Origin of the sequence: Saccharothrix sp. AJ9571, assembly GCF_021725495.1 — a bacterium.
Lineage (GTDB): Bacteria > Actinomycetota > Actinomycetes > Mycobacteriales > Pseudonocardiaceae > Amycolatopsis > Amycolatopsis magusensis.
This window is the reverse complement of sequence record NZ_CP091382.1, coordinates 8,858,303-8,883,180: the sequence shown is the minus strand read 5'-3', so window position 1 is coordinate 8,883,180 and position 24,878 is coordinate 8,858,303. Positions and strand designations below refer to the sequence as shown.

At 71.3% G+C, this 24,878-nt stretch carries 27 protein-coding genes; 11 read left to right on the top strand and 16 right to left on the bottom strand.

All coding sequences use genetic code 11. The features are described 5' to 3' along the window. Positions 1-2: 2 nt before the first annotated feature. Both L3Q67_RS40175 and L3Q67_RS40170 read right to left on the bottom strand, forming a co-directional pair. Entirely contained in the window at positions 3-794 is a 792-nt protein-coding gene (locus tag L3Q67_RS40175; protein WP_499186642.1) for a molybdenum cofactor biosynthesis F family protein, read from the bottom strand. A gap of 9 nt (positions 795-803) precedes the next feature. After that, complete coding sequence (locus tag L3Q67_RS40170; protein ID WP_499191754.1) at positions 804-2,666, bottom strand: primary-amine oxidase; 1,863 nt, start codon at positions 2,664-2,666, stop codon at positions 804-806. A 114-nt stretch (positions 2,667-2,780) separates the two neighbouring features. On the opposite strand from L3Q67_RS40170, the gene L3Q67_RS40165 reads away from it, so the two are divergent. Beyond that, complete coding sequence (locus tag L3Q67_RS40165; RefSeq protein WP_499186641.1) at positions 2,781-3,488, top strand: SDR family NAD(P)-dependent oxidoreductase; 708 nt, start codon at positions 2,781-2,783, stop codon at positions 3,486-3,488. Between the two features lie 14 nt (positions 3,489-3,502). Then, positions 3,503-4,297: an SDR family NAD(P)-dependent oxidoreductase gene (locus L3Q67_RS40160; RefSeq protein ID WP_499186640.1), complete on the top strand. Its 795-nt coding sequence runs from the start codon at positions 3,503-3,505 to the stop codon at positions 4,295-4,297. Between the two features lie 10 nt (positions 4,298-4,307). Here the strand turns inward: L3Q67_RS40160 and L3Q67_RS40155 are convergent, their stop codons facing one another. From L3Q67_RS40155 to L3Q67_RS40125, 7 genes are read right to left on the bottom strand one after another with little or no spacing between them, the layout of a single operon-like run. Continuing rightward, complete coding sequence (locus L3Q67_RS40155; RefSeq protein WP_499186639.1) at positions 4,308-5,003, bottom strand: ABC transporter ATP-binding protein; 696 nt, start codon at positions 5,001-5,003, stop codon at positions 4,308-4,310. Further along, positions 5,000-6,700, bottom strand: a complete 1,701-nt coding sequence (locus L3Q67_RS40150) for a branched-chain amino acid ABC transporter ATP-binding protein/permease (RefSeq protein WP_499186638.1) — start codon at positions 6,698-6,700, stop codon at positions 5,000-5,002. The genes L3Q67_RS40155 and L3Q67_RS40150 overlap by 4 nt, the downstream gene beginning before the upstream one ends. Continuing rightward, positions 6,687-7,547 carry a branched-chain amino acid ABC transporter permease gene (locus L3Q67_RS40145; RefSeq protein ID WP_499186637.1) on the bottom strand — a complete coding sequence of 287 codons (861 nt, stop codon included), beginning with the start codon at positions 7,545-7,547 and terminating at the stop codon, positions 6,687-6,689. Before L3Q67_RS40145 ends, L3Q67_RS40150 begins: the two co-directional genes overlap by 14 nt. Positions 7,548-7,557: 10 nt before the next feature. Further along, complete coding sequence (locus L3Q67_RS40140; RefSeq protein WP_499186636.1) at positions 7,558-8,739, bottom strand: ABC transporter substrate-binding protein; 1,182 nt, start codon at positions 8,737-8,739, stop codon at positions 7,558-7,560. Next, positions 8,736-9,128, bottom strand: a complete 393-nt coding sequence (locus L3Q67_RS40135; RefSeq protein WP_499186635.1) for a nuclear transport factor 2 family protein — start codon at positions 9,126-9,128, stop codon at positions 8,736-8,738. Before L3Q67_RS40135 ends, L3Q67_RS40140 begins: the two co-directional genes overlap by 4 nt. Positions 9,129-9,138: 10 nt before the next feature. Further along, positions 9,139-9,903: a MoaF C-terminal domain-containing protein gene (locus tag L3Q67_RS40130; protein WP_499186634.1), complete on the bottom strand. Its 765-nt coding sequence runs from the start codon at positions 9,901-9,903 to the stop codon at positions 9,139-9,141. Between the two features lie 40 nt (positions 9,904-9,943). Further along, positions 9,944-10,921: an AraC-like ligand-binding domain-containing protein gene (locus tag L3Q67_RS40125; protein WP_395896450.1), complete on the bottom strand. Its 978-nt coding sequence runs from the start codon at positions 10,919-10,921 to the stop codon at positions 9,944-9,946. A gap of 192 nt (positions 10,922-11,113) precedes the next feature. Between L3Q67_RS40125 and L3Q67_RS40120 the strand changes: the two genes are divergently transcribed. Continuing rightward, positions 11,114-11,302: a hypothetical protein gene (locus L3Q67_RS40120; protein WP_499186633.1), complete on the top strand. Its 189-nt coding sequence runs from the start codon at positions 11,114-11,116 to the stop codon at positions 11,300-11,302. Positions 11,303-11,694: 392 nt separating this feature from the next. On the opposite strand, the gene L3Q67_RS40115 is transcribed toward L3Q67_RS40120, so the two are convergent. Continuing rightward, the gene (locus L3Q67_RS40115) at positions 11,695-12,261 is read right to left on the bottom strand and encodes a TetR/AcrR family transcriptional regulator (RefSeq protein WP_499186632.1); all 567 of its coding nucleotides are present in this window, start codon (positions 12,259-12,261) and stop codon (positions 11,695-11,697) included. 66 nt (positions 12,262-12,327) lie between these two features. Between L3Q67_RS40115 and L3Q67_RS40110 the strand changes: the two genes are divergently transcribed. Next, positions 12,328-13,260: an NAD(P)-dependent oxidoreductase gene (locus L3Q67_RS40110; protein ID WP_499186631.1), complete on the top strand. Its 933-nt coding sequence runs from the start codon at positions 12,328-12,330 to the stop codon at positions 13,258-13,260. Here the strand turns inward: L3Q67_RS40110 and L3Q67_RS40105 are convergent. Both L3Q67_RS40105 and L3Q67_RS40100 read right to left on the bottom strand, forming a co-directional pair. Next, positions 13,193-13,483, bottom strand: a complete 291-nt coding sequence (locus L3Q67_RS40105; protein WP_209665843.1) for a hypothetical protein — start codon at positions 13,481-13,483, stop codon at positions 13,193-13,195. The two genes, L3Q67_RS40110 and L3Q67_RS40105, sit on opposite strands and share 68 nt — an antisense overlap. 127 nt (positions 13,484-13,610) lie before the next feature. Next, positions 13,611-14,597 carry a LacI family DNA-binding transcriptional regulator gene (locus tag L3Q67_RS40100; protein WP_499186630.1) on the bottom strand — a complete coding sequence of 329 codons (987 nt, stop codon included), beginning with the start codon at positions 14,595-14,597 and terminating at the stop codon, positions 13,611-13,613. Between the two features lie 88 nt (positions 14,598-14,685). Between L3Q67_RS40100 and L3Q67_RS40095 the strand changes: the two genes are divergently transcribed. The 5 genes from L3Q67_RS40095 to L3Q67_RS40075 all read left to right on the top strand — a co-directional run bounded on the left by L3Q67_RS40095 (position 14,686) and on the right by L3Q67_RS40075 (position 19,667). Continuing rightward, on the top strand, positions 14,686-15,504 hold the full coding sequence (locus tag L3Q67_RS40095; protein WP_499186629.1) for a phytanoyl-CoA dioxygenase family protein: 819 nt from the start codon (positions 14,686-14,688) through the stop codon (positions 15,502-15,504). A gap of 46 nt (positions 15,505-15,550) precedes the next feature. Beyond that, positions 15,551-17,323: a bifunctional serine/threonine-protein kinase/glutamate ABC transporter substrate-binding protein gene (locus L3Q67_RS40090; protein WP_499186628.1), complete on the top strand. Its 1,773-nt coding sequence runs from the start codon at positions 15,551-15,553 to the stop codon at positions 17,321-17,323. Between the two features lie 83 nt (positions 17,324-17,406). Further along, positions 17,407-18,282, top strand: a complete 876-nt coding sequence (locus L3Q67_RS40085) for an SIR2 family protein (protein WP_499186627.1) — start codon at positions 17,407-17,409, stop codon at positions 18,280-18,282. Between the two features lie 85 nt (positions 18,283-18,367). Then, on the top strand, positions 18,368-19,237 hold the full coding sequence (locus tag L3Q67_RS40080) for a sigma-70 family RNA polymerase sigma factor family protein (protein WP_499191753.1): 870 nt from the start codon (positions 18,368-18,370) through the stop codon (positions 19,235-19,237). A 34-nt stretch (positions 19,238-19,271) separates the two neighbouring features. Continuing rightward, on the top strand, positions 19,272-19,667 hold the full coding sequence (locus L3Q67_RS40075) for a nuclear transport factor 2 family protein (protein ID WP_499186626.1): 396 nt from the start codon (positions 19,272-19,274) through the stop codon (positions 19,665-19,667). Positions 19,668-19,669: 2 nt separating this feature from the next. Here the strand turns inward: L3Q67_RS40075 and L3Q67_RS40070 are convergent, their stop codons facing one another. The 3 genes from L3Q67_RS40070 to L3Q67_RS40060 are packed head-to-tail and all read right to left on the bottom strand — an operon-like array spanning position 19,670 to position 21,417. Beyond that, entirely contained in the window at positions 19,670-19,816 is a 147-nt protein-coding gene (locus L3Q67_RS40070) for a hypothetical protein (RefSeq protein ID WP_499186625.1), read from the bottom strand. A gap of 3 nt (positions 19,817-19,819) precedes the next feature. Beyond that, entirely contained in the window at positions 19,820-21,082 is a 1,263-nt protein-coding gene (locus L3Q67_RS40065) for a hypothetical protein (RefSeq protein ID WP_499186624.1), read from the bottom strand. Further along, complete coding sequence (locus tag L3Q67_RS40060) at positions 21,079-21,417, bottom strand: cupredoxin domain-containing protein (RefSeq protein ID WP_499186623.1); 339 nt, start codon at positions 21,415-21,417, stop codon at positions 21,079-21,081. The genes L3Q67_RS40065 and L3Q67_RS40060 overlap by 4 nt, the downstream gene beginning before the upstream one ends. Before the next feature lie 107 nt (positions 21,418-21,524). On the opposite strand from L3Q67_RS40060, the gene L3Q67_RS40055 reads away from it, so the two are divergent. Beyond that, complete coding sequence (locus L3Q67_RS40055) at positions 21,525-23,339, top strand: hypothetical protein (protein WP_499186622.1); 1,815 nt, start codon at positions 21,525-21,527, stop codon at positions 23,337-23,339. 3 nt (positions 23,340-23,342) lie between these two features. Next, complete coding sequence (locus L3Q67_RS40050; protein WP_499186621.1) at positions 23,343-23,798, top strand: GNAT family N-acetyltransferase; 456 nt, start codon at positions 23,343-23,345, stop codon at positions 23,796-23,798. 127 nt (positions 23,799-23,925) lie between these two features. Here L3Q67_RS40050 and L3Q67_RS40045 read toward each other — a convergent pair whose 3' ends face one another. Beyond that, on the bottom strand, positions 23,926-24,774 hold the full coding sequence (locus L3Q67_RS40045; RefSeq protein WP_499186620.1) for an alpha/beta hydrolase: 849 nt from the start codon (positions 24,772-24,774) through the stop codon (positions 23,926-23,928). Positions 24,775-24,878: the final 104 nt, after the last annotated feature.

Below are 24,878 nucleotides of genomic sequence, written 5' to 3'. Positions count from 1 at the left end.
GCTCAGCTCCCGGCGGGGTCGAAGGTCTCGGGGTGCACGGTGGTGCTGAGCAGCCTGCCGTGCGCGCCGAAGGTGAAGTGCGTCGGCGTCCGGCCACTGGCGTCCAGGCCGAACAGCACCCCGTGCGAACGCAGGCGCCGGGCGTCGCGGTGGTCGGCGACGGTCACCGAGGCACACGGGATCACCTTCTCCCGCCACGCGAACACGTAGATCCCCGGCCGCAGCTCGTAGACCGAGTTCTCGTCGGTGTCGGCGAGCCCCTTCTCCGGACCGGCCAGGCACTGCCAGGTGTACCAGTGCGGGCTGAGGTACACGTGCTCGTAGGCGTGGGCCGTGCTGTACACCCACAGCACGCGCCGCCCGATCAGCGAGGTGCTCGGCGCGAGCGGTTCGCCGTGGGGCTCGAAGCCGTCGATCGTGGCGGCCAGGAAGGTCTGCGTGACCCGCGGCGAGGTGTCGCCGATCCGGCTGAGCACCAGCAGCGCCCGCCCCTGCCTCAGGTCGAGCAGCAGGGTGAAGGCTTCTTCCGGCCGGGCGCTGGGGTGGAACTGGATGTAGTAAAGCTCGTCGTCGACCAGGAAGGTTTCGCAACGGTCGGTGCCGGAGCCGTGGTAGCCCCACTCGACGCGGGTGCCGGTGAACGCCGCGGTGAAGGTGGTGCCGTCGGCGCAAGTCAGCGCGAAGGAGCGGCCGTGCAGGTCACCGACCGTCGGCGCCTTGTTCGCGTCGAACCCGCGGGCCAGGCTGTCCAGCGGGAGCCAGGTGGAGGTGTCGGACAGGGTCAGTTCGGTCATCGGCTGGTCCTAGGGTCGGCAGTGGCCGGCGGTGCCGGAGGGCAGGTCGAGTGCGGGATTGCGGTCGCAAAAGCCGTAGGGGCGCAGGGTGAAACCCGAGTAGTCGACCGGCATCACCGGCCAGTCCTCGGGGCGCGGGATGTGCGTCGGGCCGAACACGTGCCACAGCACCAGGTCGGTGTCGACCAGCTCGCGGTTCGCGGTGGTCCAGGCGGGCAGCCCGGCACCACCGGGGTGCGCGTTCGGCCGGTCACCGGCGGGGAAGCGCTCGTCAGCGCGGTACGGCGTGGCCCACAGGTGGCGGGTGGCGAAGGTCGCCCGCTGGTGGACGGTCGATTCCGGTTGCGCCATCAGGGTCGCCGACGGTTTCGGCACGAGCTGGTAGGCCGTGGGCGCGCCGAGCCGGTTGGTCCGGTCCGCGCTGCGGATCTCCCACACCCGCGCCTTGGCCGGGTCCGCGTGCCGCTGGGCCTCTTGTTCGGTGCGCAGCGGCGTTTCCCGCCAGGTGAAGGCGTTGCCGTGCGGGTTCTGCTCGCCGGCCGGCACGCCTTCCACGTCGATTTCGTGCAGCGAGTTGCGTTCACCGTCGATGGCCACGTCCAGCCGGGCGCAGAACAGGTGCTGGTGCACCGGCGCGAACAGGCCGGGCGCGATTTCGTTGGCGTGCCGGTGTTCCGAGCCGGGGTGCCCGGCGCCGGCGAACACGATGCCGGTGGCCTTGGCTTCGAGTTCGATGGTTCCGTCGAGGTAGAGGTACCAGAAGAAGCCGTAGTCGTAGTTGCCGATGGTGGAGATGGACGAGATGACCAGCCGCCGCGAGCGCCGCACCTCGGCGTTGCCGTCGAGATCGGTGTGCTTCCAGAGGATCCCGTAGTCCTCTTCGTGCAGGCAGATCGCCCGCGGGATCTCCACCGGGTGGCCGTGGTCGTCGGCGACGAAGGCGGGGAAGTAGTGGATGACGCCGAGGCAGTCGCAGCCGAGCCGCAGGTCGTTGCCGTTCTTGCCGAGCAGGTACTCACCGGCGTCGAAGTAGCTGATCCAGAACCGGCCGGGCGCGGTGTCGCCGTAGGGCACCACCATCTCCGGCATCGACGCCCGGTAGAGCACCGACCGGTCCTGGAAGCTCACCTGGTGCAGCGTCAGGCCTTCGCGGGCGTTGAAGCCGACGCGCAGCCGCCAGCCCTCCCAGCTGACCTCGCTGCCGTCGACGGTGAAGCTGGGGCCTTCCGGCTGGGTGATTTCGATCGGCTTGAGCGTGGTGCGCGGCGGCACGTCCCCGTACCGGCCGTGCTCCGGTGGGACCGGGACGTCGCCCTCGTCTTCCACTCGCAGCACCCGGCGCCCGGTCAGGTCGATGTGCACGATCAGTCCTTCGACCGGATGCGCCCACGGGCTGTCGTGTTCGTCCTCGCGCAGGAAGGTCAGCGAGCGGATCACGCGGCCGGTTTCGTCGGGCCTGCCGAAGTAGCCGGGGGCCAGTGGAGCGCAGAACGCGTGCTCGACGCGATCGGCGAGTCCGCGCCGGGCCATCGCCGCCTGCCACTCGGGTGACGCTCTGGTGATTTCCGCGGCGAGGTCGTACTCCTCGAAGAGGTAGGCGGGCTGACCTTCGCCGCAGTCCTCACAGGACAGCAGCTGGCGCTTGGTCACCGAGACCACCGCGTCCCTGGCGCGTCCGGTGGCGGTGTCCAGCAGGGTGTACTGGATGCGCCGATCGGCCACCAGCGCGGCGACGCTCGCCTTGTCCGGCTCGACCGGCAGGACCTGCGGGACGCGGGTGGTCGCGGTGAGCAGGCCTTCGGCGACCAGGATCGCGCGGCCCGCGGCCAGTTCCCCGGCGGTCAGCGGGTCGAGTGGGTGCATGCTTCGCAGTCTCGGCGGTGACGCGGCCCGGTGGAACGGCCGGACGCCCGCCGTGCGGCAGCGGACAAGAAGGGTGCGCTGACGGCCAACCACGCGTGCCGCGCGGGCCCGCAGGATGACGCCATGCGACTGGATCTCGAGGGCAAGGCGGTGCTGGTGACCGGTGCGGCCTCGGGCATCGGACTGGCCTGCGCGCGGGCTTTCCTGGCCGAAGGCGCCCGGGTCGGCGTGCTCGACCGGTCGCCAGCGCCCGGCTTCTTCGCCGTGCGGGCCGATGTCACCGATGAGGCGGAAGTGGCCGCGGCCGTCGACGCCGTGGCCCGCGAATTCGGTGGGCTGGACGTGGTGGTCGGCTGCGCCGGGATCTCCGGTCCGGTCGGCGCACCTCTCGCCGAGGTGTCGGCCGCCGACTTCGCCGCGCTGCTCGCGGTCAACGTCACCGGGCAGTTCCTCGTGGTCAAGCACGCGGCACCCCGGCTGACCGCGGCACACGGCTCGGTGGTGCTCCTGGCCAGCGACTCCGCCTTCACCAGCGCGCCCGGCATGGTGCCCTACTGCGCGTCGAAGGGGGCCGTGGTCGCGTTGACCAGGGCGCTCTCGGTGGAACTGCCCGGCGTGCGGGTGAACTGCGTGTGCCCGTCGGTGGTGGACACCCCGATGGCGCGCGCCGATCTCGGCGCGGTGCTCGACGAGCCCGCGTTCCCGGTGCAGGCGGCCGAAGACGTCGCCTGCCAGGTGCTGTACCTGGCCTCCGCGCGGTCGCGGACGGTCGACGGCCAGGCCCTGCTCGCCGATTTCGGCGTCTCGGCCCGGTCCGGTTTTCCCGCCTAGGAAGGACTTTCGAAGTGAGCAACAGGGTTGTCGCGATCACGGGTGGCGGTACGGGTATCGGCGCGGCGGTGGCCCGCCGGTACGCCGGCGAGGGCGCGCGGGTGGTGGTGCTCGGCCGGCGGCGTGAACCGCTGGAGAAGGTCGCCGCCGAAACCGGGGCGTACGTGCTCACTTGTGACGCCAGTGAGCGGGAGGCCGCCGAGCACGCGGTGGCGGAAATCGTCGGGCGGTACGGGCGGCTGGACGTGGTGGTCGCGAACGCGGGCGGGCACGGGCTGTCCTCGGTCACCGACACCGGCGACGAGGAATGGGAACTGGCGCTGCGGTCAAACCTGTCCAGTGCCTTCGTGTTCTGCCGGGCCACGCTGCCGTCGCTGGTGGAGAGCGGGGGACAGGTGGTGATCGTGTCCTCGCTGGCGGGGTTGTTCGCCGGGCCGAACGTGGCCGGGTACACCGTCGCCAAGCACGCGCTGATCGGACTGACCCGGTCGATCGCCAGGGACTACGGGCCGAAGGGGGTGCGCGCGAACGCGGTCTGCCCCGGCTGGGTGCGCACCCCGATGGCGGACGGCGAAATGGACCAGTTCGCCGCGGCGGCGGGCTTCACCGGCGGCCACGACGAGGGCTACCGCCGCGTCACCGCCGAGGTCCCCCTGCGCCGCCCGGCCGAACCGGAGGAGATCGCCTCGATCGTGCGCTTCCTCGGTTCGGCCGAGTCGTCCTACATCACCGGCGCGGTACTGGTCGCCGATGGTGGCGCGCACGCGGTGGACCTGCCGACGCTGGCCTTCGAGCGCGCCGGGATGTGACATCGCCGCCTCAGGCGCCGCCCAGGTAGGCGGTGTGCAGGGTGCCGGGGGAGGCGAGGAGGGTGGCCGCGTCGCCGGAGTAGGTGACGCGGCCCGAGGACACCACGAGCGCGTCGCGGGCCACGCCGAGTGCGAGGTGCGTGAACTGCTCGACCAGCAGGATCGCCGCGCCCTCCTCGGCGAACCGGGTGACCATCGGCAGCAGCCGGGTGAACACCACCGGGGCCAGGCCGAGTGACATCTCGTCGATCAGCAGGAACGCCGGGCGGGCCGCGAACGCGCGGGCCAGCACCACCATCTGCTGCTCGCCCCCGCTGAGCAGCGCGGCGGGCGAGTCGCGGCGCTTGGCCAGTTCCGGGAACGCCTCGAACAGCTCGTCGGCCCTGGCGCGGGTGCGGGCGGTCAGCATCAGGTTCTCCAGCACGGTCAGCCCCGGGAACACCGCCCGCCCCTGCTCGATGTGTGCCAGCCCCCGCCGGGCGCGGGCGACCCTGGACTGCTTCGTGATCTCGTCCGTTCCGATGTGGACGGTCCCGGCGGCGGCCGGGACCACGCCCGAGATGGCTTCCAGCAGGCTGGTCTTCCCCGCGCCGTTGGGCCCGACGAGCGCGGTGATCCGGCCCGGCTCCAGCGTGAAGCCGACGTCGGAGATCACCGGGCCCGCGCCACGCGTGACCGTCAGTCCCGTTACCCGCAAAGCGTTCACAACAGCTCCGTTTCACCCATGTACGCCTTGAGCACCGCCGGATCAGCCAACACCTCGGCCTGCGGGCCCGCGGCCAGCACCTGGCCGAAGTCGAGCACGGTGACCGTGTCGCAGACCGAGCGCACCAGGTCGAGGTCGTGCTCGATGAGCAGGACCGACACCCCGAAGCGCGCGGGTACCTGCCGCAGCCGTTCCCCGAACGCGACGTGCTCGGAGTGCGGCAGCCCGGCGGCCGGTTCGTCCAGCAGCAGCACCCGCGGCCGGGCCAGCAGGTGCCCGACCACCTCGACCAGCCTGCGCGCGCCCACGTCCACTTGGGACAGGGGGGTGCGCGCGGCCGGGCAGCCGAAGAAGCCCAGTGCCTCGGCGATCTCGGCGGTGCTCACCCGGCGCCGGGCGACGAACCGCAGGTACGCCTCCACGGTCAGCCCCGGGGGCACGCGGTCCTGCTGGAAGGTCCTGCGCAGGCCCGAACGCGCCCGTTTCGCGGGTGACCCGGTCAGCGGACTGCCGTCCAGTTCGACGCGGCCCTCGGCGTTCGGCAGGAAGCCGGTGATCGCGTCGACCAGGGTGGACTTGCCCGCGCCGTTCGGCCCGATCACCCCGAGGACGCCGTGTTCGGGCACTTCGATGTCCACTGAGGACAGCGTGACCACCTCGCCGAAGCGGACGCTCAGCCCGCGCACCACGAGCACGGGCGCGCCGGGAGTGACGGGTTCGGCCGAGGTGGTGTCCGAGGCCAGGTCGAGCGTGGCCGGTTCGCGGGAGCGCCGGTACCAGAGCTGCCGCACCGCCGTGCCCAGGTTCCCGCCGCTGGTCAGCGCCTGGACGCCGAGCAGCCCGAAGACCACGAACCCCCAGTCCTGCGGCACGCCCCAGCGCTTGAGCAGCTCCGGTACGCCGACCCACAGCACCGCGCCGAGCACCGCCATGTCGATCAGGTGCGCGCCGGACATGATCGCCAGCACGTACAGCGCCAGCGACTGGATCGCGGTGAAGCTGGCCGGGAACGCCAGGCCGACCTGACCGGTGAGCAGGCCGCCGCTGATGCCGCCGAGGGTGGCGCTCACCGCGAACGCGGTCAGCTTCGAGGTGCGCACACTCGCCCCGGCCGCCGCGGTGCCGCGTTCGGAGAAGGCCACCGCCTGCCACCCGCTGCCCCAGCGGCCGCGGCGCAGGTAGTGCACCGCCAGGCAGCACAGCACCAGGACCACCACGGCAAGGAAGAAATACGAACGGTCGTCCGTAAAGGCGTCCGGGCGCTCCACGGAGAGGCCGCCTGCGACGCCGGGGAACTGCAGCTGCACCAGCGTCAGGTCCGCCGCGGCGGCCAATCCGAGGGTGACCACCGCCAGGTTGATGCCCCGCAGCCGCAACGCCGGGAGCCCGACCAGCACGCCGACGAGTCCGGCGGCGATCCCGCCGAGCAGCAGCCACACCAGGAACCCCCCGGGCGCCCCCGCGGCGTTCAGCGCCGAGACCACCCAGGCGCCCACGGCCCCGAAAGTCAGCTGGCACAACGAGATCATGCCCGCGCTGCCGGTGACCACCCCGAGCCCGAGCAACGAGATCCCGGCGACGACCGCGCTCATCCCGAGGTAGACGAAGTAGCCGTCCAGCCCGGCGCTCAGCGCGTACCCGGCCGCGATCGCCACCACGGCCACCGCGAACGGCAGCGAACGGTCAACGAGCCGCATCCCACACCTCCTTGCGCTGCGACCACAGCAGCAGCGCGACGATCACGCCGAACGGCAGGAAATAACGCACCACCGACAGGCCGTCCACCTGTGCGGCCGCGCCCTGGACCAGGCCCAGCACCAGCCCGCCGGCGACCGCGAGGTCCAGGCGGCGGAACCCGCCGAGCAGCGCGGCCGCGGCGGCGGGCACCACCAGCATCGCCAGCGAGGTCGCGTCGTTGGACTGCGACGGCGCCACGATCGAGATCACCAGCGTGCTGACCACGCCGGTGGCCGCCCACACCGCGACGCTCAGCCGTTTCGCCGGGATGCCAAGCAGTTCCGCGGTGGTCGGGCGCTCGGACAGCGCCCGCAGTTCCACCCCGGCCGAGGTCCGGGTCAGCACCAGCCTGCTGGCCAGCGCGACCAGCACGGCCAGCACCACGGTGACCACGGTGACCTGGCTGATCACCACCCCGCCCGCGGTGAACGCGGGCCCGTCGAGGATCGGGTGGAACGGCTGCGGCTTGTTGCCGAACAGGATGAACGACAACGAGATCAGCAGGAGCAGCACCGCCACGGTGACCGCCGACCGGGTGCCGGTGTCGGCCTCAGCGAGCCAGGTGGAGACGATCCAGCCGAGCAGCGCGCTGAGCAACCCGCCGACCAGGATGCCCGCGACGGTGGCCAGCCAGGTCGGTAGTCCGAATTGGACGGACAGGAACACCGCCACGTAACAGCCGGACATGCCGGTCGCCGACTGGGCGAAGTTCACCACCCGCACCAGGCGTGACATCAGCGTCAGGCAGACCGCCAGCACCGCGTACAGCCCGCCGGCGGCCAGGCCGGCCAGCGCTCCCTGCAGCATCGAAGTCCTCCTAGTTGCGCGCGGGGATGCGCAGCCAGTCGTCGGCTGCCAGCTCCCAGCGGTTGGTGCCGGAGGCGAGCTTGATCGGCCAGCCCGCGGTGTTGGCGTGGTGGGTGTCGCCGGGGCCGAACACGTACGGCGTGCCGACCATCGGGTCGCTGATCGGCTGCATCTCCCGCAGCGCCTTGGTCACCGACTCGCGGGTGATCTCCCCGCCGATGCCCCGGAGCACTTCGAGGAAGTACTTCGCGGCCAGGTAACCGCCCTGGCTGAACGAGGTCAGCGGGATGCCGTTCCTGGTCATCAGCTCGCGCCACTCCCGGTTCTGGGGGCTGTCCGCGTCGGTGAACGGGTAGAACTCGGCGGGCACGTACACCCCGGCACCGGCGTTCGAGATGGCCTTGGCGTAGTTCTCGCTGTAGACGCTGGTCAGCAGCAACCAGGTGACGTCGGTCCACCCCTGGGCCTGCGCGGCCTTGAGCTGCCCGATCGAATCCGGCTCCACCGGGTTGACCGTGATCGCCTTGCAGCCGGCGTTGCGGGCCTTGACGATGTAGGAGGTGTAGTCGGAACCGCCGTAGGGCACGGTCGAGTCGAGGTACTTGAGCTTCTTGCCGGTGATCGCCGACCACTCGTCGATGGCCGCCTGGTAGGACGGCAGGGTGTTGCCCGCGATCTCCAGGAGCGCGCAGATGTCGTTGAGCCCCAGCACTTCCGAGCCGTAGAGCAGGCTCAGCGTCATGTCGTGGAACGGTCCGACGTTGACCGGGCCGATGTTGGGGCTGGTGAAGCACGCCGGGTCCACGCCGATGCCCTGCACGGACAGGATCTTCTGCTGCTCGTAGTACTCGGCGTTGATCTCGCACTCGATCAGGCTGGACGAGCCGACCAGCGCCACCGCTTCGTCACCGCCGACGATCTCGCGTGCCGCCGCGGCGGCCGCCGCCGGATCGCCCTTGTCGTCGAGCGCCTTGTACTCGATCTGCCTGCCGTTCACGCCACCACTGGCGTTGGCCGCGTCGAAAACCGCTTTCGCCGCCTGTGAAGCTTCGGGGAAGGTGGCCGCACCGCTGAGCGCGTTGACCGAACCGACCACGATCGGGCCGCCCGAACCGCTCTCCGCCCCGGCGCAGCCCGCCGCGGTCAGCACCACCCCGGCCAGGAGCGCGCCCAGGCGCCGTCCGGTGTTCACCGGTCCTCCGCCGCGCGCGCCACGGGTGCGGAGTCGACGATCTGCTCGAAGGCGGCGAGCTTGCCGCCGTCGAACTTCCACACGTGGGCGACGCGTGCGGTGAACGAACGCCCGGTCCGGCGGTGCTTTCCCTGGTACGAGCCCAGTCCGAGCACCGCGTCGCCGGCGTCGTGCAGTTCTTCGAGGGTGAAGGTGTAGCCCTCCCAGTCCCGCGCGATGGCGTCGAAGACGTGCTCCCGGACCTCCTCGGGGCCGACGTAGGTGCCGGCGTAGGGGAATCCGGCCGCCTCGGTCCAGGTGGTCTCCTGGCCGAGCGGCGCCAGCATGCCGGCCAGGTCACCGCGATCGCTCGCGTCGTAGTGCGCGGCGATGATGTCTACATTGGACATACAGACTCCTTCAGACCGGTTGCGCGTCGGGGTAGGCGACCGCGCCGAGTGGGTAGATGTGCCCGCCCGCGCGGGAGTGCTCGGACCGCCCGTCGCCGGTGAGCCCGAGGAAGACGCCGGTGGTGCGCAGGGCGTAGCCGAGGTCGTGCAGCCACACGCTGGCCACGGCGATGCGGAATTCGCGGAAGCAGAAGAGGTAGAGCCCGTCCTGGAACTTCCATACCGTCGACAGGTCCATGTCACCGTGGCCGCGCTGCACGCCTTCGAGGCACTGCCAGGCGTAGCGCTGCGAGGAGACGTACACGTGCTCGTAGAGGTGTTCCGGGCTGTACCGGTAGAGGTTGCGCTTGCCGATCAGGTCGCGTGACGGCCCGGGCGCCTCGCCGGTCGGCGTGCCCGCGTCGGTGGTGCCCGCCCAGAACGTCTGAGACACCCGGGGAACGCCGTCGGCCTCTTCGGCGCCGATGACCGAACGCACGGCCAGCGCGCGGTGCGTGGTCGTCGAGAAGACGATGGTGAGCGCTTCACCCTCCACACTGGAATGGGGAAGGTTCACGAAGAAGACGTCGTCGCGCACTGCGACCGCGTCGTAGGGGTCCCGCACCCCGTTGCAGGTGACGGTTCCCGGGTCGTCGAAGCGCAACGCGAGCGCGGTGCCGTCGTCGAGGGTGACGGTCAGTTCGCGTCCCGACAGGTCCGCGGCCGGCAGGCGGTAGGTGGCTATGCCTGCGGCGAACTCGTCATAGGTACGCCATTGTTCCTCTGGTTCGGGCATGCGGTCATCGTCGGGGCGCCCGCCCGGTGAGGGCCAGCGGTCACGCGCTGGGCGGCAAGAACCGATCGCTCACGGTCAAGCCGCGGCGCAGCTCGCTCGGCGAGCGGCCGAACTCGGTTTTGAACACCCGGCTGAAGTGCGGGGCGTCGACGAAGCCCCACTTCGCCGCGATGGCCGCCACCGGGCGCGTGGCGTGCACCGGGTCGAGCAGTTCGCGGCGGCAGTGCTCCAGCCGCCGGGTGCGGATCCAGCCCGAGACCGTGGTGCCCTGCTCGTGGAACAGCCCGTGCAGGTGCCGGGTGGAGATGTAGTGCTCGGCGGCGATCTGCGCCGGGCCGAGGTCGGTGGACGACAGGTTCGCGTCGATGTAGGCGAGCACCCGGCGCATCAGCTCGTGGCGGGGGCCCGCGGTGGCCCGCGCGAGGTCGAGTTCGGTGGCGAAGAGGGTGGCGAGCAGGTCCACCGCGGTGTGCGCGAGCCGGACGCCCGCCGGGCCGCCGAGCTGGTCGAGGTTGGTACCGAGCTGGGCGAGGAACGGGACCACCACGTTGCCCATGCCGCGCTTGCCGGACATGCGGACCGCGGTGAGCTGGCCGACCAGGTCGCGGGGCAGGTCGATCAGCCGCTGCGGGAACATCACCACCAGCGTGCGGAAGTCCTCCTCGAACACCAGCGAGTACGGGCGGTGCGTGTCGTAGAGCGCCACGTCACCGGGGCGGAGCACGGCCTGGCGGTCGTCCTGCACCAGCAGCCCGGTCCCGGAGAGGATGAGGCTCAGCTTGTAGTAGTGCCGGTCGGCCCTGGCGATCAGCTCGGGCGTGCGCTCGACCACGTGCGCGGAGGCGGTCACCTCGGACAGCTGGATCTCGTCGGCCCCGCAGGAGCGGATGCGGCCGCGGAAGTGGTCGCGGTGGTCGCTGGTCACCTGCAACGGGACGAACGACTGCGACACCACCGTGCGGAAGTCGGTGAAGTCGCGCGCGACCAGGGTGGTGGTCGGGTCGGCGGCAGTGGTCACGGCGTCACCTCGCAGCTTCGGGAGGATCGAATTTCATATACGATAAGCGATACGATGGCCCGCGGCAATGCTCCGGCGAACTATCTCGAGATCGTGCCGACGGGACCCGTCGCCGGTGTCTTCCGGCGCCCGACCCGCGCTCGACGGTGATAAACCGGCAGTTCAACCGGCTGGCGTGCCGGGGCGCTGGTCATGGGGGAGCGGGTGTCTTCGCTGGTCGACGACGCCATGGCCGACCTCATCGACCGGCTGGCTGCGCACCCAGCCGAAGAACCGCAGCGGCATCTGGCGCGACCTCGCATCCGGCAGCGGCAGGTGGAGGTCACCACGCACTACGCGATCGTCCTGGACAGCCTGCGCGACCTGGACACCCTCACCTGAGCGGGCCGCTCGAATGCTAGGAGTGGGGCATTACTTGCGCTGAACGCTAGTAATGCCCCACTCATAGCATTGCCCGGCGAACCTCGGGGGGCGGAACAGGTGCCGCATTCACGGCATGGGCGAGGCCTTCCGACTCGGCTGGCCCGAGGTATGAACGTGGAACTCGGCCTTCCGAGTGTGGGGTTCGGCTGCCTGAACGTGGAACTCGGCTGCCTGAGTGTGGGACTCGCCCGGGATGCGGCGGGGCCGGGCGAGTCCCACGTTCCCGCAGCCGAGTTCCACGTTCCCGCAGCTGAGTCCCGCACTCGGCGCACCCCCTCGGACACGAATGTGGCTTTGGGGGCCGAATCCGCCCCCAAAGCCACATTCGTGTCCCGGGGAGCTCGGTGAGGCTAGTCGAATAGGGGGGACAGTTCGGTGACTACTGTGGTCAGGGGGGTGACGTCCTGCCGGATGCGGGCGGCCATGATGGCGCCTTCCAGCGTGCTGATCATCAGCGTGGCCAGGCGGCGGGCCCGGCGCGCGGGCAGGTCCATCCGTGTCAGCTGGTCCGCGACCGCCTGTTCCCACCGCTCCAGCGCCACCCGCAGTTGCTCCGTGACGGCCGAGTCGCTGCCTGCGAGGTCGGCGGCCGTCGCCATCACCGGGCAGCCCCGTTCGAAGCCGCGCCGGGTGAATTCGTCCTTCCACTGCTTGACCAGGTGGGCGAACAAGCCCGCCGGAGTCGGCTTGCGCGCCGAATAAGCGGCGGCGTGCGAAGCGGCGAATTCCGCCGACCACAGCAGCGCTTCACCGATCAGCTGGTCCTTGCCATCGGGGAAGTAGTGCTGGAACGAGCCCCGTGGTGCGCCGGCGTGCTCGACCACGTCACGCACCCCGGTCGCGGCCACCCCGCGGGCCCGCACCAGTTGCGCCGCGCTGTAGACCATGCGCTCACGCGGCGGGCGCTGTCCGGTCATCCCTCTTCCCACCTTCCATGACACCTGTCATAGTCATGACACTCGTCATAATACCGGGGAGGATCGGTGGACACGGGATTTCTCGGGCTCGGCGTGATGGGGCAGCCGATGGCGCTCAACCTGGCCCGCGCGGGCACGCCGCTCGCGGTCTGGAACCGGACGGCCGGGCGGGCGGACCCGCTGCGGGCGGCCGGAGCGGCGGTGCTCCCGGACGCCGCGGCGGTATTCGAGCGAGCGGAGGTGGTGTTCCTCATGCTGGCCAACGGGAACGCCGCCGACGCGGTGTTGCGCCGGGGCACGCCGGACTTCGCCGCGATGGTCGCGGATCGCGTCGTCGTGCACATGGGCACCACCTCGCCGGAGTACTCGCGCGGCCTCGAAGCGGACGTCCGCGCGGCCGGTGGCGCCTACGCCGAGGCGCCGGTTTCCGGCTCGCGCAAGCCCGCCGAAGCCGGGCAACTGGTGGCGATGCTGGCGGGTGAGGCCGATGCGGCGGAGCGCGTCCGGCCGTTGCTGGCGCCGATGTGCCACGAGGTGGTCGACTGCGGGGCCGCGCCGAACGGCATGCTGATGAAGCTTTCGGTCAACCTGTTCCTGATCACCATGGTCACCGGGCTGGCCGAGGCGGTGCACTTCGCCGACCGACAGGGCGTCGACCTGCCCGCTCTGCTCGGCGTGCTCGACGCCGGGCCGATGGCGAGCGCGGTCTCCCGGCTCAAGGCGCGCAAGCTCGCCGACCGCGACTTCGCCGTGCAGGCCGCGGTGTCCGATGTGCTCTACAACAACGAGTTGATCGCCGCGGCAGCGCGGTCGGCGGGCATCGCCTCACCGCTGCTGGACGTCTGCCTCGAATTGTTCGGCGAGACCGAGGGATTGGGCCTCGGCGGCACCGACATGGCCGCGGTCGTGCAGGCCATCGAACAGCGGACGGTCAGAGCCGCTCCACCGCTTCCTTCGCCTCCTGAAGACTCGCGCCGGTACGTTCGCGGTAGGCCTTGATCGCCAGAATCTTCCTGCCCTCGGCCAGGTGCGCCCGCACCTCGGCGAAGTCGGGTTCGGGCAGCGTGATCCCGTGGTGGGCGAGCACCGCGTCCAGCTTCTCCTCGACCCGCGCGAGCCGCCGGTCGAGCTTGCCGGCGCGGCGTTCCATCGCGCTCGCACTCAGGGTGACCGCCGCGAGCACGATCAGCACGCCCGCCAGGAGGAAGAGTCCGTAGTCCACTGCCCGGACCCTAGTCCACGCGCCCGGCCGCCGCGTCGATCTCGGCCACGTGTTGCTCGGCCCGCTCCCGCAGGGCCGGAACGCGGTGAGCCGGTAGTGCACCCGCGGCGGCGCGGCGCCCTCAGCGCTAACCGCTGCCGCGGACGAGCAGTTCGTGCGGCGCGACGATCGCCCGCGGTGTCTTGGACTCCTCGGTCAGGCAGTCGAGCGCCAGTTCGGCGATCGCGTTCTTGTCCGGGGAGATCGTGGTCAGCGCGGGCACGCTGAACCGGCCGTCTTCGATGTCGTCGAACCCGGCGAGCGCGAGGTCCTCGGGTACCGCGACCCCGCGGTCGGCTGCCGCTCGCAGGGCGCCGAGCGCGAGTTCGTCGGTGAAGCAGAAGACCGCGTCCGGCGGCTCGGCGAGGTCGAGCAGGCCGAGCATGGCTCGGTGGCCGTCGGCGCGGTGCAGCGTCTCGACCGGCACTTCCAGTTCCGGCACGGGGGTCAGCCCGGCGGCCACCAGCGCCTCGCGGTATCCCCGCAGGCGGCGGCGCGCGGTCGCGTTCGCGACGTGCGGCTGCAGGCCCAGCGCGGCGACCCGGCGACGGCCCGAAGACAGCAGGTGCGCGGTCGCGGCGCGGGCGGCCGCGATGTTGTCGATGGCCACGTGGTCGACCGCGGCGGTGCTGTCGTGCTCGCCGAGCAGTACCAGCGGAACGGTGTCCGTGCGGGCGGAGAGTTCGGCGGGGGAGACCGCCCACGGGTTGAACAGCACGCCGTCGACCAGTTGCGTGCGCTCGCCGTGCAGCAGCCGCCGCTCCCGCTCGGCATCACCGTCGGTCTGGTCGATCAGCACGGTCAGGCCGCGGGCCTCGGCGATGCGCACGGTTCGTGCGGCCAGTTCGGCGAAGTACGGCGAGTCGACCTCGGGGATCACCAGCGCCACCAGGCCGGTCCGTCCGCGCCGCAGCGAGCGCGCGGCCATGTTGGGCCGGTAGCCGAGTTCGTCGATGCTGGCCTGCACGCGGGCCCTGGTGTCGTCGGCGACGTAGCGGAAGCCGTTGACCACGTTGGACACCGTGCGCACCGAGACCCCGGCGTGCTCGGCCACTTCACGCAGGCTCGCGCCCATGCCACCTCCCGGGGAACTTCGCCCAGCCTACCTCTTGCAACGTGGCATGCCACGTTGCAAACTGGGCGACACACCGAAGGAGGTCCCGATGGACGAAGCGCAACTGACCGCGGCCACCACCCGGATCGAGCAGGACGGCATCGTCGGGCTGCCCGGCGCCTTCGAGCGGTCCTGGGTGGAGAGGCTGGGCGAGGACGTCGACGCCGCGTTCACCGAGGCGCTGTCCCGCGAGGGCGGCGCGGTCGGCCGCGGGCCGAACCGCTACTACGTGGAGATCCACCCCGAGCAACTGCGCGGCTTCACCGAACTGGCCACACACCCGTGGATCGACGCGGTGTGCGCGGCGGTACTGGGCCCGGACTACCAGATCGTCGAGGTGGGCTTCGACGTGCCGCTCGCGGGCGCGGTCGACCAGCCGTGGCACCGGGATTTCCCGATGCCGCAGGAGACCAGGGAGACCGGCAGGCTCACCTCGCTCGCCATCAACGTGACCACTGTGGACACCGAAGAGGACATGGGGCCCTTCGAGATCGCACCGGGCACCCACCGCGAACCGGGCGAGGAATTCGAGCACGGCATGTTCCCGCCCCAGGAGAACTACCCGCGCTACCGCTCGCTCGCCACGCGGAAGTACCCGAAGATGGGCGACATCTCCATCCGCTCCGCGCTCACCGTCCACCGCGGCACGGCGAACGTCTCGCGCAAGTCGCGGCCGGTGCTGGTGCTCGGGGTGGACGCGCCGGGAGCGGGCAACGACGAGCGTCACGACACCGCGGTGACCCAGCAGTTCTGGGAGACGCTGCCGGAATCGCTGCGGCGGCACCTGCACTGCCCCGTGGTGGACCGCCTCCAGCCGATCACCCAGAAGCACACCATCGAAGGCCTGGTGATGGGCGCGGCCGACTGAGCCGAACCGCCCCGGGGCGCCGGGCCGGTTCGGTAAGTTGACCCGCATGTCCGACGAGCAACTCGTGGCCGGTCGCTACCGGCTCGGCCACGCCCTCGGTGAGGGTGGCATGGGCGTGGTCTGGCGCGCCAGGGACGAACTGCTCGATCGTGAGGTGGCGCTCAAGGAACTGCGCCACACCACCCCGTTCGACCCGGCGGCGCCGGACCCGGCCTACCGGCGGATGCTGCGTGAGGCGATGACCGCCGCGCAGCTGCGCCACCCCGGCATCATCACCGTGCACGACGTGGTGATCGACCGCGACCGCCCGTGGATCGTGATGGAGCTGGTCGAGGGCCCGTCGGTGGCGCAGCTGGTCGCCGAGCGCGGCCCGCTGCCCCAGTGGCAGGCCGCGGCGATCGGGCGGCAGGTCGCGGTGGCGCTCGCGGCCGCGCACGCGCGGGGCATCGTGCACCGGGACGTCAAACCGGCGAACATCCTGCTCGACGGCGAGCGCGCGGTGCTCACCGACTTCGGCATCGCGGCGATGTCCGGCGCCACCGCGCTCACCGGCACCGGGCAGCTGATCGGCTCGCCGCAGTTCATGGCGCCGGAACGGATCAACGGCCAGGTGGCAGGCCCGCCGAGCGATCTGTGGTCGCTCGGCATCACGCTGTACTTCGCGGTCAGCGGGCGGTCCCCGTTCGACGGCGAGGACATCCAGTCCGCGTTCGCCGCCGTGCTGACGCGGGAACCCGTGCCGCTGCCGCACGTGCCCGCGCTGTGGCCGGTGATCGCCGCGCTGCTGCGGAAGAACCCGGCCGACCGCCCGGTGGGCGCGCATGCGATCGCCCTGCTCAGCGCGCCGCCACCCGGCGAGGCTCCGACGGTGGCGGTGACGCGGGCACCGCGACGCGCCGGCCGGCTGGCGGTGGTCCTCGGGGTGGTCGTGCTGCTGCTGGTGACCGGTGGCCTGGTGATCTGGTGGCAGCAGACCGGGGAGCGGTCGCAGGCGCAGACACCGTCCACGTCGGAGCCGGCGTCGTCGCCACCGGTGTCCTCGGCGCAGGTGACCGAAGTCGAAGGATCGCCGACGGTGGACCGGATCCAGGCGCGCGGCACGGTGCTCATCGGCGTCAAGAACGATCAGCCGGGGCTCGGCCTGCAGAGCCCGGTCGACGGCACCTACACCGGTTTCGACATCGAGATCGCCCGGATCCTGGCGGGTGGCCTCGGCCTCGACGAGAGCCGGATCAGCTACCAGAACATCATCGCGTCGGCGCGGGAGCAGGCGCTGAACGACGGGACCGTGGACCTCTACGTCGGCACCTACACGATCACCGACTCGCGCAAGCAGCAGGTGGGGTTCGCCGGGCCGTACCTGACCGGCGGCCAGTCGCTGCTGGTGCGCCGCGGCGAGGCGGCCATCACCGGCAAGGACACGCTGCGGGGCAAGAAGGTCTGCTCGGTCACCGGCAGTTCCCCGCTGCGGCGGGTGGAGGAACTGGGGCTGACCGAACCGGAGAACGTGGTCGGCGCGCCCAGCTACGCCGAGTGCGTCGACCGCCTGACCGCCGGGCAGGTCGACGCGGTCACCACCGACGACGCGATCCTCAAGGGCTACGCCGCGGCGGATCCGCAGGCGCTGAAGGTGGCCGGTGAGCCGTTCGACACCGTCTCCTACGGCGTGGGCCTGGCGCTGGAGGACAAGCCGCTGCGGGACAAGGTGAACGACCTGCTCCAGGCGGCCTTGGACGACGGCCGGTGGCAAGGCGCCTACGACCGCACCCTCGGCCCCTCCGGCAGCCCCGCCACCCGCCCCGTCCTGGAGCGCTACTGATCCCCCTGGTGCCGTGAATGTGGCTTTCACGGCCGAATCCGCCGTGAAAGCCACATTCACGGCACCGCCGGTAGGCTGGGATCATGCGCACCCGACCGACGCTGAGCTGGGCGCCCACCGGCGAACCGCCGCCGCGGACCACCAGCCTCGACGAGGTCGTCGACGTGCTCGCCGACCGGGGTGCGCTCGTGCTCAGCGGAGCCGGGCTCTCCACCGAATCCGGCATCCCCGACTACCGCGGCGACGGTGGCAGCCTGCGCCGCCACACGCCGATGACCTACGACGAGTTCACCGGCAGCCCCGCCGGTCGCCGCCGCTACTGGGCGCGCAGCCACCTCGGCTGGCGGACCATCGCCCGTGCCCAGCCCAACGACGGCCACCGCGCGGTCGCCCTGCTGCAGGCCCGCGGCCACGTCTCCGGCGTGATCACGCAGAACGTCGACGGGCTGCACCAGGCCGCGGGCGCGCAGGACGTGGTGGAACTGCACGGCAGCCTGGACCGGGTGATCTGCCTCGATTGCCGCCGCACCAGCCCCCGCGAGGAGCTGGACCGGCGGCTGCGGGCGGCGAACCCGGACTTCGGCGGCGAGGCCACCCGGATCAACCCGGACGGCGACGTCGAACTGGCCGACGAGGACGTGCGCGGGTTCGAGCTGGTCGCCTGCGCGGACTGCGAGTCCGGCGTGCTCAAACCGGACGTGGTGTTCTTCGGCGAGAACGTGCCCAAGCCGCGCGTGGAGCACTGCTACCGCCTGGTCGACGAAGCCGGGGCGCTGGTGGTCCTGGGTTCCTCGCTGACGGTCATGTCCGGCCTGCGGTTCGTCCGGCACGCGGCGAAGGCGGGCAAGCCGGTGCTCATCGTCAACCTCGGCCGGACCCGCGGCGACCAGTACGCGACCGTGCGCGTCGACCGCCCGCTGGGCCAGGCCCTCACCGAGCTCGCCGCCCGGCTCGGCTGAATTCAGCCGCTCTGTCACATCGGCCCGGCCCGCGGGGTCGACTCGACGACGCCCGGCGAGGAAGGACAGTGAAACGGTGGAGACGGTGACGGAGCGCGACCGGCTGGCGGCCGAGTTCGAGCAGCAGCGCCCCAGGCTGCGCGGGGTGGCCTTCCGGATGCTCGGCTCGCTCAGCGAGGCCGATGACGCCGTGCAGGAGGCGTGGCTGCGGCTGAACCGCACCGGCGGCGAGGAGATCGACAACCTGGCCGCCTGGCTGACCACCGTGGTCGCCCGCGTGTGCCTGAACCTGCTGCGCTCACGCGACAACCGGCGCGAAGAACCGCTGGACGTGGTCGAGGTCAAGGAGGCCGTCGCGGATCCGGCCGAGGAGGCGATGCTGGCGGACTCGGTGGGCGTGGCCCTGCTCGTCGTGCTGGACACGCTGAACCCCGCCGAACGCCTCGCCTTCGTGCTGCACGACCTGTTCGCCGTGCCCTTCGAGGAGATCGGCACGCTGCTCGAGCGGTCACCGGCCGCGGCGAGGCAACTCGCCAGCCGCGCCCGCCGCCGGGTGAGGGGCGCCGATTCGGCACCCGCCGACCTGGCACGCCGCCGCGAGGTGGTCGACGCCTTCCTGGCCGCGTCCCGAGCCGGCGATTTCGGTGCGCTGGTCGCGTTGCTCGATCCGAACGTGGTGTTGCGCGCCGATTCCGCGGCCGGTCCGAGCCCGCACCCGCTGGTGCTCCGCGGGGCCACCGTGGTGGGCAAGGGCGCGATCGCGGCAGGCGCGGCCCGGTCGGCGTTCGCCGGCCCGGCATTGGTGAACGGCTCGCCGGGGGTGGTGCTGGCGCCGCGGGGCCGGGTCTTCCTGGCACTCGCTTTCACCGTCCACAATGGCCTGATCACCGGTGTCGAGGTGATCGCCGCACCGGACCGGGTCCGCGAACTGCAGATTTCCGTGCTCGGCGATTGACCTCCACCGGACTGGAGGGAACATGCTCGCAGGTATGGAAAACGAGGAAATCGAGGCGATCGGGCGGGTGGTCGCCGCCGTGGAACACGCGCAGCAGCACGAACTCGTCGACGAGTTCGTCGGCCTGTTCCGGGCCGACGCCATCTGGACCACCGGGGGCGGCAAGCGGTTGTTCGGCCGGGACGAGATCGCGGCGTTCACGCGCCAGGTGCTGCCCGGCGGCATGAAGGGGCTCAGGTGCACCATGGAGGTGGTGCACGTGCTGTTCATCCGCCCGGACGTCGCGGCGGTGAAGGTGCGCCAGCGCTACTCGAACACCGACGGGGTGCCGCGCGAGGACGAGGGTGAGGGCACACCGCTGTTCGTCATGTCCCAAGAGGAAGGACAGTGGCGCCTGGTGGCCTGCCAGAACACCACCGTGCTCAGCTGAATTCAGGGGGCCGGCGGTTCGTCGTCACCGTCTTCGGGCGGTGGCGCCTGCCGCCGGGCGAGCACGACGAGCAGCACGATGATCGCCACGGGACCGGCGAACACCATGATCTCGTCCCAGCCGCCCTGGTGCGCCAGCACCCAGTGCACCGCTCACCCTCCCGACACCAGGTAGATGCCGATGGCCGTGTACCCGACCATCAGGGCCAGCACCGGGTACTGGCCCGCCTTCACATAGTGCTCCCGCAACACCACGAGCGCACGGTCGTGGGCCGAAACCACGCCGAGCACGTGACCCGCCACGATCCCGGCGATCTGCACCGCGGCGATCACCGCGGGCGAGAGCACGGTGTAGTCCACTGTGCGCAGCAGACCCTGCTGTCCTTCGAACACGGCGAAGGAGAAGTAGTGCGCGATGGTGTACCCGACCATGATCGGCACCAGGGCGTGGGCGAAGGCGCGGTAGGGCTCGGTGCCCTTGCGCAGGAACGGGCGGGTCAGCCTGATCGCGCCCGCGTAGGCCGCCGAGATCAGGCCGATCGCCACCGCCAGGCCGGCCGTGCCGGCCAGCGCGGCGACGACGCCGTCCAGCTCACGGGTGTTGTCGATCCACAGTGGAAGCCGGGTCAGCCCGTCGAACGCGGTGGCGCCGAGCACCACGAGGATGAACGGGGTCATACCGGGTGACCGGTCGAGGGTGAGCAGGCCGTCGAGCGGGCTGCGCAGGACCAGCCTGCCGTCGGCGCGCCTGCCGACCGGGGCCAGCGCCGCGATCAGTCCGAAGTAGACCTCGAAGGCGTCGCCCCGGTCGAACCACGCCGGCCCGTACCGCACCCCCGCGACGATCTGCGCGAGCACGTAGGCGGAGATGAACACGGCGACCGCGAGCGGGGCGTCGGAGTGCGGGAAGACCAGTTCCAGCCACAGGAACGCCAGCATCCCGGCGGTCGCCGCGCCGTAGCCCAGCCGGTCCGGCAGCGCCCTGGTGACCCGCAACGCGGGCAGTGCCAGCCGCAGAGCCGCGGCGATCGTGCGGGCCGGATTGACCAGCCGCCACACCGGGCCCAGCAGCAGCGACACCGCGACCAGGCCCACCCAGAACCAGGCGTAGAACCACGCCGGTGCCGGGTTGTCCGCACTGTCCCCGCCGGACCACGCGGTGACCAGCATGACCACCAGCGCGGCCACGCCGAGCACGCGCAAGGCGGCACGGGTGACCGGGGAGTCGGCGATCCGCTCGACGGGCAGCGGGCGCCCGGCGTGCTCGCCCTTGAGGCGCGGGCTCTTCCACAACACGGTCAGCGCGAAGAACGAAATGAGCACCGCCGCGGCACCGGCGTAGAGGGCCAGCCACAGCGGCACCGGCAGGTCGGATCGGCCACCGAGCCCGTGCGCGAGGAACACTTCGCCGGTCACTGCACCCGCAGTTGGGTCAGGGGGCCGGTTTCGTGCAGTTCGACCTCGAAGACCCCGGGCACGTCGGCGGTGAAGGTCAGCGACGCCGGAGCCCCCGGCTCGCAGGGCGCTGCCTTGTCGTAGCCGTGGACGTGCAGTTCGTCGGTGGCGTCACAGGTGACCTCGATGGTCACCGGGGAGCCGGTGGTGGCGTCGATCCGGTCGGGACCCTCGGTGCGGCTGCCGCCGGTGACGGCGAAGCGGTGGGTGGCGCCCACCTGCTCCGGCTCCGGGGAACCGCAGGCCGTCAGGCACACCACCGCCAGCACCGCCAGACCACGAGCACACCAGCTCACAGGACTTTCCTTCCACCCGGCTCGACTTTACGTGTGACCAACGGTAACATGCTATTTCCAGTAACTGTTACCAGGGGTAACACGTAGATTGCCGGGAAGGTCCAGCAGTGAACCTCGCGCAGCCGACCAGTCCGCCCGCCGGTGGTGCCGAGCTCGGGCAGATCGCCATCGCCGGGCTGATGTTCTTCGTCGTCTTCCTGCCGCTCGCGGTCTTCGTCCTGCGCGAACGCGCCGGCAAGCGCACCGCCGCGGGCAGGCTGGCGGACTGGGCGGCCGGGCTGACCGGCCTGCCCCGGTGGGCCGCGCTGCCGATGTCCCTCGCCGGGCTGTCCGGGCTCTCGGCGCTGATCGGCGTGTACTGGGACGTGCCGATCCACATGGAACTCGGCCGTGACGAAGGCCCGCTGGCCAACCCGTCGCACTACCCGATCTACTTCGGACTGATGGGCATCTTCGCCAGCGGCGTGCTCAGCGCCGGGCTGGCGAAGGGAAAGCTGCCCGCCCGCACATTCCCGCTCGGCCCGCACTGGCGGGTGCCGCTGGGCAGCGTGCAGATGATGGCCACCGGCCTGGTCGGCGTGGCCGGGTTCCCGCTGGACGACGTGTGGCACCGGCTGTTCGGCCAGGACGTCACCGAGTGGGGGCCGACCCACGTGCTGATGATCGGCGGCGGCATCGGCGTGGTCATCGGCCTGCAGTTGCTGCTCGCCGAATCGCGGCAGGTCGGCGCGACCGGGCCGCTGGTGCGCCTGCTCGGCCCGCTGCTGGCCGGGGCGTGGATGATGGGCGCCTCGGCGTTCCTGATGGAGTTCGACCTCGGGGTGCCGCAGTTCCCGATGCTCGCGCAGGTGGTGCTGGTCGGCCTGATCGGCGGCTGGACGCTGCTCTACGGCAGGCTGGCGTGGGGGCCGGGCGGCACGCTGATCGTGCTGGCGGTCTTCCTCGTCACGCGGGCGCTGTTCGCCATCATCCCGTGGGCCGACGACCTGCACGTCGCTTCGCTGCTGCCGTACGTCGCCGAGGCCGTGGTCATCGAGGTGGTCGCGCTGCTGGCGGGCCGCGCGGGCATCCACCGGCTCGCGTTGCTGGCCGGGATCGGCGCGGGGACCGTCGGCATGCTGGGTGAGTGGGCGTTCTCGCAGTGGCTGATGCCGAACCCGTGGCCCGCGTCGCACCTGCCGTTGTTCCTGGTGTTCGGCACGGGCGCGGCGGTCGCCGGGTGCCTGATCGGCGCCTGGCAGTACCAGCAGGCGGAGAGCATCGCGGACGTCACCGACTCGACCGCCGGAACGCCCGCGCGGCGCGTCCGGCACGTCGCCGGGCTGGTCGGCGCGCTCGGCGCGGTGGTACTGATGGCGATCGTGGTGGTGCCGCAGGATCCGCCGGAGGGGCTGACCGCGGAGGTGGCGCTGAGCGAGTCGACCACCGGCCTGAAGGTGTCCGCCCCGCACGGTGGCGGAGAGCCGCGCTGGGTGCACGCGGAGGTCCGCATCAGCGACCCCGCACTGGCCGGTGACGCGCTCTGGCTGAACGGTTTCTCCTGGCAGGGCGGGGACTTCTTCAGCAAGCCGCTGGAGCAGGTCGGCGACGGCCTGTACCGCACGACCGAACCGCTGCCCGTCTACGGCGCGTGGAAGAGCGGCTTCCGGCTGCACACCGCGAACCGCATGCTCGCACTGGCCCCGGTCTACGCCCCCGACGACCCGGCGGCGAACGCACCCCCGATCGAGGCGGTTTCGGGTTCGCGGCCGTTCATGTCGGAGATCGAGTTCCTGCAGCGGGAACGCAAGAGCGAGACCCCCGCTGTCCTCTGGACGGTCGCCTACGTCCTGGTCGGCCTCATCTTCGGCGGAATGTGGGCCCTGTTCGGCTGGCTGTACACCGCCGGTGCCGGCGTCCGCCGGAACCGGGCTACCGTTTGACGCATGGAGATCGTCGTCGATGATTTGTCGGGGCCGGAGATCGCGGGGTTCCTGGCCGAGCACGTCGAGGAAATGCGGTCGCTGACGCCGCTGGAGAGCAAGCACGCGCTGGACCTGGACGACCTGCGCAAGCCGGACGTCACCTTCTGGTCGGTGCTCGACGACGGCGCGCTCGTCGGCTGCGGGGCGCTCAAGGCGCTCGACGCCGAGCACGCCGAACTCAAGTCGATGCGGACGAACACCGCGCGCAAGCGGAGCGGGATCGCCTCCACGCTGCTCGAGCACATCCTCGCCGAGGCGCGGCGGATGGGGTTCACCCGGATCAGCCTGGAAACCGGCTCCGCCGAGTTCTTCCGCCCGGCGCGACGGCTCTACGAAAAGTACGGCTTCACCTACTGCGCCCCCTTCGCCGACTACCGCCTGGACCCGCACAGCGTCTACCTCACCCGCACGCTCTGACGGGAACTCGCCCGGCGTCGCCGGAGTTGCCCCTTCCCCGCCGGATGCCGTGAATGTGGCTTTCACGGCCGAATCCGCCGTGAAAGCCACATTCACGGCGCGGTGGGGCGCCGCCGAGGGGGACGGGTCAGGTTAGGTTCTTTTGCTGGACGTCCCAGTCGGTGGAGCACAGGCCGCAGGCCGGGCCGGCGAACTGGGTCCTGCTCGCCTGGTCACCTTTGAGCTGCCACTTCAGCCAGTGCCCGCCGACCCGGCCGAACTCGCCGCCGTTCGGCTGGTCGAAGGTGCCGAAGTGGCCGACGTCCAGATTGCCCATGAACGCGGGCAGCCCGGCGGGCAGCCGCTGCCAGTCGTCCATCGCGTTCGGGTAGGCGATGTCGCTCGGCCCGCCGATGAAGTAGGCGATCGGCGCGTGGAGCCGCTGCAGCAGGTTGTTCTGGCTGTCGTCGAGCAGCCCGCTGTTCCACAGCACGGTGGTGGTGATCCGCGGGTCGTCGGCCACCTCGTAGGTCTCGAGGCCGCCGCAGGACTGGCCCATCACGGCGACCTTGGTGGTGTCGATCTTGTTGCGGTACTTGCTGCCCAGCCGCGAGTTCTCCGCGATGGCCCAGTCGATCGACTCGATCAGCATCTCCGGGTCGGTCTGCCCGAAACCGCCCGGCCTGCCGTTCGCGATCACCAGGAAGCCGTGCGACGCCCATTCGGTCAGGATGTTCTCGAACCAGGTGCCGTCCGCGCGGCAGGCACCGTTGCCCCACGCCACGATCGGCAGCTTGATCCCGGCGGGCAGCGTGTCGGGGCGGTAGATGGTGTGGTCCGACAGGCGGAAGGTGGTCTCGTAACCGGCGGAGTAGGGGCCCGAACCGCCGAGCGCGGACGGCGGTGACCCGGCTGCCCCCGCGGTGGCCGGGAGCAGGGCGGTGACCAGGGCGATGACCAGGGCGATGATGCCGAGCAGAGCGGTGCGCAGTCGCATGGGGTTCTCCGGGGTAGGGGAGTCGGCCGTGCCGAATTGTGTCGGCAGGCCGGCCCGCCCGGCCAGGAAAACGGTGGTGGACCGGCGAAAGTGCCGATAGCCCC

Coding starts and splice junctions, on each gene's coding strand:
- L3Q67_RS40175 (WP_499186642.1), bottom strand. CDS start 794: ATGACCGAACTGACCCTGTCCGACACCTCCACCTGGCTCCCGCTGGAC.
- L3Q67_RS40075 (WP_499186626.1), top strand. CDS start 19,272: ATGGAAAACGAGGAAATCGAGGCGATCGGGCGGGTGGTCGCCGCCGTG.
- L3Q67_RS40135 (WP_499186635.1), bottom strand. CDS start 9,128: ATGTCCAATGTAGACATCATCGCCGCGCACTACGACGCGAGCGATCGC.
- L3Q67_RS40090 (WP_499186628.1), top strand. CDS start 15,551: ATGTCCGACGAGCAACTCGTGGCCGGTCGCTACCGGCTCGGCCACGCC.
- L3Q67_RS40120 (WP_499186633.1), top strand. CDS start 11,114: ATGGGGGAGCGGGTGTCTTCGCTGGTCGACGACGCCATGGCCGACCTC.
- L3Q67_RS40085 (WP_499186627.1), top strand. CDS start 17,407: ATGCGCACCCGACCGACGCTGAGCTGGGCGCCCACCGGCGAACCGCCG.
- L3Q67_RS40165 (WP_499186641.1), top strand. CDS start 2,781: ATGCGACTGGATCTCGAGGGCAAGGCGGTGCTGGTGACCGGTGCGGCC.
- L3Q67_RS40130 (WP_499186634.1), bottom strand. CDS start 9,903: ATGCCCGAACCAGAGGAACAATGGCGTACCTATGACGAGTTCGCCGCA.
- L3Q67_RS40145 (WP_499186637.1), bottom strand. CDS start 7,547: ATGCTGCAGGGAGCGCTGGCCGGCCTGGCCGCCGGCGGGCTGTACGCG.
- L3Q67_RS40150 (WP_499186638.1), bottom strand. CDS start 6,700: ATGCGGCTCGTTGACCGTTCGCTGCCGTTCGCGGTGGCCGTGGTGGCG.
- L3Q67_RS40100 (WP_499186630.1), bottom strand. CDS start 14,597: ATGGGCGCGAGCCTGCGTGAAGTGGCCGAGCACGCCGGGGTCTCGGTG.
- L3Q67_RS40050 (WP_499186621.1), top strand. CDS start 23,343: ATGGAGATCGTCGTCGATGATTTGTCGGGGCCGGAGATCGCGGGGTTC.
- L3Q67_RS40095 (WP_499186629.1), top strand. CDS start 14,686: ATGGACGAAGCGCAACTGACCGCGGCCACCACCCGGATCGAGCAGGAC.
- L3Q67_RS40115 (WP_499186632.1), bottom strand. CDS start 12,261: ATGACCGGACAGCGCCCGCCGCGTGAGCGCATGGTCTACAGCGCGGCG.
- L3Q67_RS40045 (WP_499186620.1), bottom strand. CDS start 24,774: ATGCGACTGCGCACCGCTCTGCTCGGCATCATCGCCCTGGTCATCGCC.